This window comes from Aggregatibacter sp. oral taxon 513, assembly GCF_018128305.1.
Classification (GTDB): domain Bacteria; phylum Pseudomonadota; class Gammaproteobacteria; order Enterobacterales; family Pasteurellaceae; genus Aggregatibacter; species Aggregatibacter segnis_A.
On record NZ_CP072381.1, the window covers coordinates 554,139 to 565,824 of the forward strand.

An 11,686-nucleotide genomic window follows, 5' to 3' on the forward strand; every position below is an offset into this window, starting at 1 on the left:
AGGTCAATAATATGTCGAATTCCAAGCGTAAAATTTTAGTTACTTGTGCCTTGCCGTATGCCAACGGCCCGATTCATTTAGGCCACATGTTGGAGCATATTCAAGCGGATATTTGGGTGCGTTTTCAACGGATGCGCGGCAATGACATTCACTTTGTGTGTGCTGATGATGCTCACGGTACGCCGATTATGCTAAAAGCGGATCAAATGGGCATTACGCCGGAACAGCTTATTGACGATGTACGCCAAAAACACATGGCGGATTTTGCCGGTTTTAACATCAGTTTTGATAACTACCATTCCACACACAGCGAAGAAAATCGCGAGTTTTCAGAATTCATTTACAACCGTTTAAAAGAAAACGGTTTTATTAAAAGCCGTACCATTTCCCAACTATACGATCCTGAAAAAGGCATGTTCTTACCGGATCGTTTTGTGAAAGGCACTTGCCCAAAATGTAAATCGCCGGATCAATATGGCGACAACTGCGAAGTGTGTGCAGCAACCTATAGCCCGACAGAACTCATTAACCCGCGTTCTGTGGTGTCAGGCGCAACGCCGGTCATGAAAGATTCCGAGCACTTCTTCTTTGATTTGCCAAGTTTTGAAGCCATGTTGAAAAACTGGTTGGGTTCCGGATCTTTGCAGCCGGAAGTGGTGAATAAAATGCAGGAATGGTTTGAAGCGGGTCTTCAACAATGGGATATTTCCCGCGATGCGCCGTATTTCGGTTTCCAAATTCCGAATACGGAAGGCAAATATTTCTACGTTTGGTTGGATGCGCCTATCGGTTACATGGCCTCTTTCAAAAATCTGTGCAAACGCGAAAGCCATATTGATTTCGACAGTTTCTGGCGCAAAGACAGCGATGCCGAGCTTTATCACTTCATTGGCAAAGACATCATGTATTTCCACAGCCTGTTCTGGCCTGCCATGTTAGAAGGTGCCGGTTTCCGCAAACCGAGCAATATTTTTGTGCACGGCTATGTGACGGTGAACGGCGAGAAGATGTCAAAATCCCGCGGTACATTCATTCAAGCGGCAACCTATTTGAAACACTTGGATCCGGAATGTTTGCGTTATTACTACGCGGCGAAATTAAGTAATCGCATTGACGATTTGGATTTGAATTTAGAAGATTTCGTTCAGCGCGTGAACACGGATTTGGTGAATAAATTGGTGAATTTGGCTTCCCGTAACGCCGGTTTTATCCAAAAACGTTTTGATGGCAAGTTGGCGGCAGCATTAGATGATCAGGCTTTATTTAATGAATTTATCGCACAATCTGAGCAAATCGCTACGTATTACGAAAATCGCGAATTTGGCAAAGCCATTCGTGAAATCATGGCATTAACCGATAAAGCCAATAAATATATCGACGATAAAGCCCCTTGGGTGATTGCGAAAGAAGAGGGCAAAGACGCAGAGTTGCAAGCGGTGTGTTCTATGGGGATTCAATTATTCCGCGTGCTGATGGGCTATTTGAAACCGGTGTTACCAAAACTGGCAGAACGTGCAGAGGCCTTCTTGCTGGCGGAATTAACGTGGGAAAATTTAGCGCAGCCTTTATTAAATCATCAAATTGCACCGTTTAAAGCCTTGTTCTCTCGCTTGGATGGTAAACAAATTGAAGCAATGATTGAGGCGTCTAAAGCGGAAAATGCGCAAGTGAATGCCGCACCTGCTGCGAAAAGTGCGCTTCAAAATGCCAATGAATCTGCGGGAGTTATTGAGCCGATTGCGGAGACGATCACGATTGATGATTTCGCTAAGTTAGATATGCGTGTGGCGAAAGTGTTGAAATGCGAAGCCATGCCGGAATCTAATAAATTATTGCGCTTTGAACTGGATTTGGGCGATCACAAACGCCAAGTTTTTTCCGGTATCAAGGCGGCTTACGATAAGCCGGAAGAGCTGGAAGGTCGCTTTGTGATTATGGTGGCAAATCTTGCGCCACGCAAAATGAAATTCGGTGTGTCCGAAGGCATGATTTTAAGTGCGGGCACTGGCGGCGCTGATTTGTTCCTGTTGTCTGCGGATGCGGGGGTGAAAGCGGGAATGCAGGTGCAGTAAGCATCATTCCACATTTATAGGGACAGACTTTATGTCTGTCCGACAATCTGATGATACGAACAGGACAGGCATAAAGCCTGTCCCTACGATTAAAGTGCGGTTGTTTTTCTGAGAGAATTTCTACTCGTACTCTTCCAACCACTTCAGCAAAATAGCTTCTAAAATCCCTTCGTTTGATTTTTGCGGATCATCGTCGAAACCCTCTAACTCACAAATCCAGCGGTGCAAATCGGTAAAACGCACAGTTTTTGGATCTAGCTCCGGATTGTTGTCATACAACGCTTCGGCAATGAGTTGGGCGTCCGTCCATTTCATGAGTGCGCCGCCTCATTTGCGTGGTTAATGTTGTATTTCGGGATTTCAACGACCAAGTCTTCATCACCGACAATACATTGACAAGATAAGCGGCTGTCCATTTCTAAGCCCCACGCTTTATCTAACATATCTTCTTCTTGATCGCTTGGTTCATTTAAAGAATCGCCTCCTTCACGCACCACCACATGGCATGTGGTGCAAGCGCAAGAGCCATCGCAAGCATGGTGAATTTCTACGCCGGCGTTGTGGGCCACTTCAAGCAAATTGTCGCCGGCAGCGGCATCAACCACCATGCCTTCCGGGCAAAATTCTTCATTGGGTAAAAAAATCACTTTTGGCATTTTAACATCCTTACTTTCCTACAATATCATCAACGGAGTGACCTGCTAATGCGCTGCGAATGGATTTATCCATACGACGAGCCGCAAATTCCTGCGTTGCTAAATCCAGCGCTTTGATACCTTGTTTGATGGCAAGGGAATCATCCTGCTGTTTTAATTGTTCCAACGAAATAATCGCGTTTTTGACCGCACTTAATTCGTCGTCATCTAATAAATCATAATCTTGTGCGAGAGCTGAGCGCACACTTTCCAGTACACGTTCCGCTTCTACGCGTTGTTCCGCCAATAAACGTGCTTGAATATCCTCTTTGGCATTTTCCATGGAGGCTTTCAGCATGTTGGCGATTTCATCGTCTGTTAAACCGTAAGATGGCTTCACCTGAATTGAGGATTGCACACCGGTGGTTTTTTCCATGGCGGTGACGCTGAGCAATCCATCGGCATCTACTTGGTAGGTGACGCGAATATGTGCCGCACCCGCCGCCATCGGTGGAATGCCGCGCAGGGTGAAGCGGGCGAGAGAACGACAATCGTTAACTAGTTCCCGTTCACCTTGTACAATATGCACCGACATCGCGGTTTGTCCGTCTTTGAAGGTAGTGAATTCTTGCGCTCGCGCCACAGGAATGGTGGTGTTGCGCGGAATGATTTTTTCCACCAAACCACCCATGGTCTCAATGCCCAGTGAAAGCGGAATGACGTCCAATAACAATAGCTCGGAATCCGGTTTGTTGCCGGCGAGAATATCGGCTTGAATGGCCGCGCCAAGAGCGACCACTTTATCGGGATCGATAGAGGTCAGTGGTTGTTTTTGGAAAAATTCACCCACTTGTTCGCGCACATAAGGCACGCGGGTAGAACCGCCCACCATCACCACTTCATTCACGTCTTCCGCTTCTACGCCGGCATCTTTTAAGGCGCGGCGACAAGCAAGTAAAGAACGTTTAACTAACGGTTGAATCAGTTCGTTAAATTGTTCTCGGCTGATGTTGCCAAGCCAATTGCGATACTGAATTTTAGCTTCCGTTACGTTAGTTAATTCCACTTTAACGTGATTGGCTAATTCAATAAGTTCACGATATTGGCTGTCATTTTCCGGTTTTACCGCAGATTGTTCGATAATCCAATCGGCTAAGACCAAATCGAAATCATCACCGCCTAGCGCCGTGTCGCCACCGGTCGCCAACACTTCAAACACACCACGGGAGAGGCGCAAAATAGAAATATCAAAGGTGCCGCCGCCTAAATCATACACGGCAATCACGCCTTCTTGTCCGCTATCCAAACCGTACGCAATGGCTGCCGCAGTTGGTTCGTTTAATAAACGTAGCACATTAAGGCCGGCTAATTTCGCTGCGTCTTTAGTGCTTTGGCGTTGAGCATCATCAAAATAGGCAGGCACGGTGATCACTGCGCCTACAAGATCGCCGCCCAAGCGTTGTTCACCAAGTGCGGTCAATTTTTTCAGTATTTCTGCGGAGATTTCAATCGGGCTACGCACACCTTGGCGTGTTGCTAATAAAGGCAAACCGTTTTCACTGGCGACAAATTGATAAGGCAAATTCGGATAACGTTGTTGAATATCTGCAAGACTGCGACCGATTAAACGTTTGACGGAAACCACCGTATTTTGCGGATCTTGCGTGGCAAGTTCGGCGGCTTCGTAACCGACAATCACGTTTTCATCTTTGCCAAAATGCACAACAGAAGGTAATAACGGATGATTTTGTTCGTCTAATAAAATGTCGCTGTGGCCGTTGCGTACGGTAGCAATTAGGGAGTTGGTGGTGCCGAGATCGATGCCCACGGCAAGTTTTTGTTGATGGGGTGCGGCACTTTGTCCCGGCTCTGCAATTTGAAGTAACGCCATGTTGTCTCTCGATATGCTTTACATTAAAAATCTAAAAGAGTTTCTTCAACTCGCTCAATTTCTGCTTGAAGTTTTTTAATAAAACGTAATTTATCTGTTATTGCCCGTGCGATATCCCATTGTTGCTCACCAAGTGCGGTGGATAATTCGCTTAAAATGGCATGACGGATTTGGTCAATTTCTTTGGTAAATGCGGTTAATTCATCCGTGTCTTTACGGTTTTCGATATTTTCTAAGGTTTCACGCCATTCCATTTGCTGCATCAGAAAACCAATGTCTTTGTTGCTTTTTTCTTCTGGGTTTTCTTGTTCGCCGGTATTGAGGGCAATGATGCTGTCGGCGCGTGCAATCGGATCTTTTAAAATACGAAGAGCATCATTAATTTCCGCTGATTTTTGCATAGCAAGGCGTTGTTCTTGCGCAGAGGCTGCTGAAAAATTATCCGGGTGAAGAGACTTTTGCAGCGCTAAATAACGCTCATTTAATAACGCGCTGTCTACCTGAAAGGCTACGGGCAAATCAAATAATGCAAAGGGATTGTTCATCATCGTCTCAATTATACGTTAAAACTTTCACCGCAACCGCATTCGTCTTTGACGTTCGGGTTGGTGAATTTGAAGCCTTCATTTAGGCCTTCTTTGACAAAGTCTAATTGGGTGCCGTCTAAATACACCAGGCTTTTTGTGTCCACGATCACTTTCACGCCATGTTGTTCAAACACGTGATCGTCTTCGTTTAATGTATCCACGAATTCCAGCATGTAAGACAAGCCGGAGCAACCGGAGGTTTTAATGCCTAAACGTAAACCGATTCCTTTTCCGCGTTTTTCTAAAAATGTTTTGACGCGATCAGCTGCGCTTTCGGTGAGTGTGATTGACATGTTTTATTTCTCCAAAATCAAATAGCTACTTAGGTATTTCGCAGTGTTATAAAGTAGAAAGAAGTAACACTCGGGATATCAAAAATAATATGATGAATATATTAATAATTATCACCTTTACTCAGCGAGGAAAAGGCAAAGTGCGGTCCGTTTTCTCTGCGTTTAAAAACGCTTAGAAAAACGACCGCACTTTTATGACATTAAGAACCTTTTTTCGCTTTGTAATCGGCAATCGCCGCTTTAATGGCATCTTCTGCCAAAATAGAGCAGTGTACTTTTACCGGCGGTAATTCAAGTTCTTCAGCAATTTGGCTGTTTTTAATCGCGCCCGCTTCTTCCAAGGATTTACCTTTCACCCATTCGGTGATTAAAGAGCTGGAGGCAATAGCAGAGCCACAACCGTAGGTTTTGAATTTTGCATCTTCAATAATGCCTTCATCGTTCACACGGATTTGTAATTGCATCACGTCACCGCACGCCGGTGCGCCCACCATGCCGGTGCCGACTGAGCTGTCTTTTTTGTCCATAGAACCCACGTTACGTGGATTTTCGTAATGATCGATAACTTTTTCGCTGTATGCCATTTTTTGTTCCTTTCCTAAAATAATGTACTGATTGGGCGATTTGCACCGCCCGTCAAAATTAGTGGGCAGCCCACTCAATGGTGTTTAAATCGATACCTTCTTTGAACATATCCCAAAGCGGAGACAATGCGCGTAATTTTTCCACCGCACCTTTCATCAAATTGATGGTGTAGTCGATTTCTTCTTCCGTGGTGAAACGACCTAGGCTGAAGCGGATGGAGCTGTGTGCCAATTCATCGTTACGGCCGAGTGCACGTAGAACATAAGATGGCTCAAGGCTCGCGGAAGTACAAGCAGAACCGGAAGAAACCGCGATGTCGCGTAATGCCATCATTAAGGATTCGCCTTCCACGTAGTTAAAACTGATGTTGAGGTTGTTGGCAACACGGTGTTCCATGGAGCCGTTAACATAGGTTTCTTCGATGTCTTTTAAACCGTTGTATAAACGATCACGAAGGGCTTTAATGCGTGGAATTTCTGTTGCCATTTCTTCTTTCGCAATACGATAGGCTTCACCCATACCAACGATTTGGTGGACAGGTAATGTACCGGAACGCATACCGCGCTCATGGCCGCCACCGTGAATAATCGCTTCTAAACGAATACGTGGCTTGCGGCGAACGTACAATGCACCGATGCCTTTTGGTCCGTATAATTTGTGGCTGGACATAGACATTAAATCGACCGGTAATTCAGCAAGATTGATTTCCACTTTACCGACACTTTGGGTGGCGTCCACATGGAAAATGGTTTTGTTTGCACGGCATAATTCGCCAATCGCTTGAATGTCTTGAATCACACCGATTTCATTGTTCACGTGCATAATAGAGACGACGATAGTGTCAGGGCGAAGTGCCGCTTTGAATTTTTCTAAATCCACTAAACCATCGGATTCCGGTTCTAAATAAGTAACTTCAAAACCTTCGCGTTCTAACTGACGGCACGTATCCAACACCGCTTTGTGCTCGGTTTTACAAGTGATAATGTGCTTGCCTTTGGTTTGATAAAAATGCGCAGCACCTTTGATAGCAAGGTTGTCCGATTCTGTTGCGCCGGAAGTGAAAACAATTTCACGGGAATCGGCACCGATAAGATCGGCAATTTGATTACGCGCAATATCAACCGCTTCTTCGGCTTGCCAACCGAATTTATGGGAACGCGATGCCGGGTTGCCGAAAACGCCATCGATGGTCAAGTATTCCATCATTTTTTTCGCGACGCGTTCGTCCACCGGGCAAGTTGCCGCATAATCTAAATAAATAGGTAATTTCATCATTCACTCCTAAATAGTTTTATTTTAAACCGCACTTTTAGCTATGTTGTGCGTTATTCGTTTTTATCACGAGAAGATTTTCTAAATCTTGATGTTTGTGCTGGGATGGCTTGTTTTGTTTGTGTTGAGAAACCAACTCAGCCAATGTGATTTCATTTAAGAAATCTGCAATACGTTGGCTCAGCTTGTCCCATAAGGTATGCGTTAAGCATTCCTGTCCGTTTAGGCAATTGCCTTTCCCTAAACATTTTGTCGTATCAATATTTTCATTTACTGCAGCAATGATCATACCGATGGAAATGTCTTCCGGCATATGACCTAATTTATAGCCGCCGCCCGGTCCGCGCACACTTTTGACTAAATTATTGCGGCGCAGTTTTGCAAACAGTTGTTCCAAATAAGAAAGGGAAATGTGTTGTCGCTCGGAAATATCGGACAAACTTACGGGACCATTATCGGCATGAATAGCAATATCTAAGATTGCGGTGACTGCATAACGACCTTTCGAGGTTAATTTCATCTTTTATGTTCCTAAATAAAAAAATAATCAATTAAGCGAAGAAATCTTACATTGTTGACTTTTACAGTCAACTATTATTCTTTTACGATTTAAGTTTTTTTTCAACCGCACTTAACATGCCGAGTAAAATGTGAAGTTCTGTTTTTTCGACTTCAGCACGACCATATAAGCGTCGGAGTTTTTGCATGACACCTTGATTTTGAATAAAGCCAAGGGATTGATAAAGCTGCTCGGTACGCGTAAAAAAATACTCTAATTCTTGCATTTTGGGATACATATCAGGCTGCGTTTGTGTCATTGTCTGATTTTCTTCACGCTGTGTTGCCAAGTAAGCCATACGTATTTCGTAACTGATTAATTGTACCGCCATGGCTAAATTTAACGAGGCATAATCGGGATTTGTAGGAATCGTCACATGATAGTGGCATTTGAGCAATTCTTCATTGGTTAAGCCGACACGCTCACGTCCAAATACAATCGCCACTTTTCCACTCATCGCATGATTAATGGCTTTTTCCCCACATTCGCGTGGCTCAATGAGTGAGTTTTGCAAATGACGTAATCTTGCACTGGTACCAATCACTAACGAGCAATCGGCAACGGCTTGGGAAAAGTTTTCTACAATAACCGCACTTTTCGCCACATCTTCTGCACCGGCAGCAAGGGCAATCGCTTGATCATCCACACCTTGTTTCGGCGCCACTAACACTAAATCTGTTAATCCCATTGTTTTCATTGCTCGTGCGGTAGAACCGATGTTGCCACTGTGCGAGGTTTCAATTAAAACAATTCGAATATTTTTCAACATGCTCATTTTTATCTTATTCAATAGCGGGGTGTATTCTATCACAAATACCCCTTGTTTTTAGTCAACAATTCTAAAAATTTTTCTGATAGCTATTTTCTTTTAAATCTCTTATAATTTCGCACCTAAATTGTTCTTTAAAATCCGGTGGAATCTATGAATCCTATGTTAAATATCGCGATTCGTGCAGCACGAAAAGCAGGCAATATTATTGCTAAAAACTACGAACGTCGTGACGACATCGTCACCATGGAAAAAAGCAAAAATGACTATGTAACCAATGTGGATAAAGCGTCAGAAGAAGCGATTATCGAAGTCATTAAAAAATCTTACCCTGACCACACCATCATCACCGAAGAAAGCGGTGCATTAGAAGGCAGTGATAACGATGTTCAATGGGTGATTGATCCACTGGATGGCACCACAAACTTTGTAAAAGGTTTGCCTCATTTCTCCGTTTCTATTGCTATTCGTGTTAAAGGCCGCACCGAAGTGGGCGTGGTTTACGATCCTATTCGCAATGAATTATTTACTGCTGTACGTGGTGAAGGCGCAAAATTAAACGAACAGCGTTTACGCGTTGAAAACAAACGTGATTTATCCGGCGCAGTACTTGCTACCGGTTTCCCATTCAAACAAGCGAAATACATGCCAATGCAATTCAATATGATGCAAAGCTTAATTGAAGAGGCGGCTGATTTCCGCCGCACCGGTTCTGCTGCGTTGGATCTTTGCTATGTGGCATCTGGTCGTTTAGACGGTTATTTTGAATACGGTATCAAAGCTTGGGATGTGGCGGCAGGCGATTTAATCGTTCGTGAAGCTGGCGGTATCGTGACTGACTACAATGCCGGTCATAGCTACTTAAAAGCCGGTCATATTGTTGCCGCAGCACCACGCGTGTTAAAAGAAATGTTGAATAAAATTCAGCCTTGCTTAGCCGAAGATTTAAAATAAGACGAAAATCGACCGCACTTTTGTATTGAGTTTTAAAGGTTGTCGAATTTCAGAAACACAAAACGCCCGTTTATTACGGGCGTTTTTTTATCTCGCTATGGAGGATTTAGGCTTTTGATTTATTGGTTACGCCAATGTAAACACAGGCGGCAAAGCCAAGTACTAAAACATGCGGCGTATAAGCGGTAACACCGGCAGGCGAAGCCGCTAAACCGAAGTTATGTGCCGCAGCTGCACCTAATAGCATGCCTAATACAAACAATGCTGCGTCATTGTTTCCTTCCCCGATATTCACCAATTGTTTACCTGGGCAACCGCCACCAAGGGCGAAACACAATCCGCATAACGCCATGGCAAAGAAGTTCCAAATGTATTGGTTATGTGCGATAGGTTGTTGTTCAAATCCCACATGGAATTGTCCGAGCAAGCTGTTAGTGATTGCAGCGAAGACAACAAGAGCAATGACTCCATTTAATAGCTGTGTATCGCGGAATAATACGAAGTTACGGAATGCGCCAATCGTACAGAAGCGGGATTTTTGCATTAACACACCAAGCAATGCACCGCCGGCAAGCGACATCCAAACGGCTGGGTGTTGTGCACCCGGGCCTTTCTCGGAGAAGTAAATCGCCAGATTTTCGCCAAATTTAAATTGAGTTAAAAGCAAGATGAGCAATGCCAAAGTAAACAGCACGCCAATGAGCCCAGACGATTTGCTTTGTTCACTTGATTTTCCTAGGGAAAAACCGCGATTTGCAAAGAAAATGCCACCCAATATGCCGGCGAATAATCCAACGATTCCTGTAATGGCAGTGAGATCGCCACCGCCTAGACGCAAATAAGCACGCCACGGACAGCCTAAGAAAATCAGTGCGCCGATCATGGCAAAGAACCCAAGGATGATACGAGCCAATGGTGCGGAGCCGCCACGAGGTCGGAATTCCTTGGAAAAATAGGCACTGGCAAGCGCACCTAAAACTAAGCCGATAAGTTCGGGACGAATATATTGTAGCGGAGCGGCGCGATGGAGTCCTAATGCACCAGCGGTATCGCGTAAGAAACACGCCGCACAGAAACCCATATTGCCGGGATTGCCATTGTAGGTTAGAAGTGGAGCAACGATACCAAGTGCAGCACCTGCAACCACAGGCCAAGTTAAAATTTTCATAATGAGACCTTTGTGATATCTGAAGTTAAATTGAATTGTGTGTTTTTAATCGCTAAAAACGGCCCCATTGTAGAGAAGTTGCCAACATAAAAGAACCGACTTTTTCTCAGTTCGTGAGCCGGATCAAGGATTTGCAAAAACAAGGCAAAATGCACCGCACTTTCTAGTCTAAATGGATTCACAGCCAACGTGTTAAATGCAATTCCACAATATCCACGATGTGTTTTAAGAATGTAGTGTCTTGCCCATTATGGAAACGGGCGGTATCTCTAGAGGTAAATAATAAAAGTGCGGTCGGTTTATGACTTGTTTTTGCGCCGAGCAAGCAAATTGCCACGGAGCCAATGGGAAATTCTTCCGGCAGAAACATCAGATGTTTTTCTTTGTTGCTTAAATCGCCCAAGTAAAATTGGCGCAAGCCGAGACGTTCTAAACGAATCAGTTCAAACGCCTTGCGATCAATCCAATATTGTTCGGGAATGGTTTCATTTTTTGGCCACGCATCTCGAAACAGCAATATTTTTGCACCGTCTAGCTCGTAGGATTGCGCCCATTGTTTCAGTTTTTCATCACCGTGTTGGAAATTTTCCGCTTGAAACAATTTCTTTTGTAAGGGCATAAGCGCATAGAAAATATCTGCCTCTTGATAGGCAAGCTGATGAAATTTTTCTAAGAACGCTGTGAGAGTTTTGATTTGTTGGCGTTGCTGTTCTAGCTGTGCTTCTACTAAAGATAGCGTGCCTTTTTGCGGATGAACCACGGACAGTTTGGCGAGCAATTCAGGGTGGGTAGTGAAAAAATCAGGGTGTTCGGTTAGGTATTCGACGACGTTTTTTTCCTGTTCATTCATAAAAAAAACTCTCCAAAAAAGAACCGCACTTTGATGGCTCAAAAGTGCGGT

General features: G+C 44.3%; 13 protein-coding genes. 2 read left to right on the top strand and 11 right to left on the bottom strand.

The genetic code is table 11. From position 1 onward, the window contains the following. Positions 1-11: 11 nt before the first annotated feature. A complete protein-coding gene (gene metG / locus J5A60_RS02795) occupies positions 12-2,072 on the top strand; it encodes a methionine--tRNA ligase (protein WP_212510506.1) in 2,061 nt (686 codons plus the stop codon). 120 nt (positions 2,073-2,192) lie between these two features. Here the strand turns inward: metG and iscX are convergent, their stop codons facing one another. The 9 genes from iscX to trmJ all read right to left on the bottom strand — a co-directional run bounded on the left by iscX (position 2,193) and on the right by trmJ (position 8,663). Further along, positions 2,193-2,387 (bottom strand): Fe-S cluster assembly protein IscX, encoded by a 195-nt coding sequence (gene iscX, locus J5A60_RS02800; protein WP_109127639.1) that lies wholly within the window; start codon positions 2,385-2,387, stop codon positions 2,193-2,195. After that, positions 2,384-2,728, bottom strand: coding sequence for an ISC system 2Fe-2S type ferredoxin (fdx, locus tag J5A60_RS02805; protein WP_212510507.1), 345 nt, complete (start codon positions 2,726-2,728; stop codon positions 2,384-2,386). Before fdx ends, iscX begins: the two co-directional genes overlap by 4 nt. Before the next feature lie 10 nt (positions 2,729-2,738). Next, on the bottom strand, positions 2,739-4,598 hold the full coding sequence (gene hscA / locus J5A60_RS02810) for a Fe-S protein assembly chaperone HscA (RefSeq protein ID WP_212510508.1): 1,860 nt from the start codon (positions 4,596-4,598) through the stop codon (positions 2,739-2,741). A gap of 23 nt (positions 4,599-4,621) precedes the next feature. Further along, a complete protein-coding gene (hscB, locus tag J5A60_RS02815; protein WP_212510734.1) occupies positions 4,622-5,143 on the bottom strand; it encodes a Fe-S protein assembly co-chaperone HscB in 522 nt (173 codons plus the stop codon). A gap of 11 nt (positions 5,144-5,154) precedes the next feature. Continuing rightward, positions 5,155-5,478: an iron-sulfur cluster assembly protein IscA gene (gene iscA / locus J5A60_RS02820; RefSeq protein ID WP_212510509.1), complete on the bottom strand. Its 324-nt coding sequence runs from the start codon at positions 5,476-5,478 to the stop codon at positions 5,155-5,157. Positions 5,479-5,678: 200 nt separating this feature from the next. Continuing rightward, entirely contained in the window at positions 5,679-6,062 is a 384-nt protein-coding gene (iscU, locus tag J5A60_RS02825) for a Fe-S cluster assembly scaffold IscU (protein WP_048748757.1), read from the bottom strand. A gap of 58 nt (positions 6,063-6,120) precedes the next feature. Next, on the bottom strand, positions 6,121-7,335 hold the full coding sequence (locus J5A60_RS02830; protein WP_048748756.1) for an IscS subfamily cysteine desulfurase: 1,215 nt from the start codon (positions 7,333-7,335) through the stop codon (positions 6,121-6,123). Between the two features lie 37 nt (positions 7,336-7,372). After that, a complete protein-coding gene (gene iscR / locus J5A60_RS02835; protein ID WP_212510510.1) occupies positions 7,373-7,855 on the bottom strand; it encodes a Fe-S cluster assembly transcriptional regulator IscR in 483 nt (160 codons plus the stop codon). Positions 7,856-7,937: 82 nt separating this feature from the next. Next, positions 7,938-8,663: a tRNA (cytosine(32)/uridine(32)-2'-O)-methyltransferase TrmJ gene (trmJ, locus tag J5A60_RS02840; RefSeq protein WP_212510735.1), complete on the bottom strand. Its 726-nt coding sequence runs from the start codon at positions 8,661-8,663 to the stop codon at positions 7,938-7,940. A gap of 153 nt (positions 8,664-8,816) precedes the next feature. Here trmJ and suhB point away from each other — a divergent pair, with 153 nt between their 5' ends. After that, positions 8,817-9,617 (top strand): inositol-1-monophosphatase, encoded by an 801-nt coding sequence (gene suhB / locus J5A60_RS02845; protein ID WP_212510511.1) that lies wholly within the window; start codon positions 8,817-8,819, stop codon positions 9,615-9,617. Positions 9,618-9,723: 106 nt separating this feature from the next. On the opposite strand, the gene yedE is transcribed toward suhB, so the two are convergent. Both yedE and J5A60_RS02855 read right to left on the bottom strand, forming a co-directional pair. Further along, positions 9,724-10,785 carry a YedE family putative selenium transporter gene (gene yedE, locus J5A60_RS02850; protein WP_212510512.1) on the bottom strand — a complete coding sequence of 354 codons (1,062 nt, stop codon included), beginning with the start codon at positions 10,783-10,785 and terminating at the stop codon, positions 9,724-9,726. A gap of 178 nt (positions 10,786-10,963) precedes the next feature. After that, complete coding sequence (locus J5A60_RS02855) at positions 10,964-11,635, bottom strand: DUF484 domain-containing protein (protein WP_212510513.1); 672 nt, start codon at positions 11,633-11,635, stop codon at positions 10,964-10,966. Positions 11,636-11,686: the final 51 nt, after the last annotated feature.

Bases quoted from the DNA above. Each gene is read 5' to 3' on its own strand.
- iscU (WP_048748757.1), bottom strand. From the start codon at position 6,062: ATGGCATACAGCGAAAAAGTTATCGATCATTACGAAAATCCACGTAAC.
- iscX (WP_109127639.1), bottom strand. From the start codon at position 2,387: ATGAAATGGACGGACGCCCAACTCATTGCCGAAGCGTTGTATGACAAC.
- iscA (WP_212510509.1), bottom strand. From the start codon at position 5,478: ATGTCAATCACACTCACCGAAAGCGCAGCTGATCGCGTCAAAACATTT.
- iscR (WP_212510510.1), bottom strand. From the start codon at position 7,855: ATGAAATTAACCTCGAAAGGTCGTTATGCAGTCACCGCAATCTTAGAT.
- yedE (WP_212510512.1), bottom strand. From the start codon at position 10,785: ATGAAAATTTTAACTTGGCCTGTGGTTGCAGGTGCTGCACTTGGTATC.
- metG (WP_212510506.1), top strand. From the start codon at position 12: ATGTCGAATTCCAAGCGTAAAATTTTAGTTACTTGTGCCTTGCCGTAT.
- J5A60_RS02830 (WP_048748756.1), bottom strand. From the start codon at position 7,335: ATGAAATTACCTATTTATTTAGATTATGCGGCAACTTGCCCGGTGGAC.
- fdx (WP_212510507.1), bottom strand. From the start codon at position 2,728: ATGCCAAAAGTGATTTTTTTACCCAATGAAGAATTTTGCCCGGAAGGC.
- hscA (WP_212510508.1), bottom strand. From the start codon at position 4,598: ATGGCGTTACTTCAAATTGCAGAGCCGGGACAAAGTGCCGCACCCCAT.
- hscB (WP_212510734.1), bottom strand. From the start codon at position 5,143: ATGAACAATCCCTTTGCATTATTTGATTTGCCCGTAGCCTTTCAGGTA.
- J5A60_RS02855 (WP_212510513.1), bottom strand. From the start codon at position 11,635: ATGAATGAACAGGAAAAAAACGTCGTCGAATACCTAACCGAACACCCT.
- trmJ (WP_212510735.1), bottom strand. From the start codon at position 8,663: ATGTTGAAAAATATTCGAATTGTTTTAATTGAAACCTCGCACAGTGGC.
- suhB (WP_212510511.1), top strand. From the start codon at position 8,817: ATGAATCCTATGTTAAATATCGCGATTCGTGCAGCACGAAAAGCAGGC.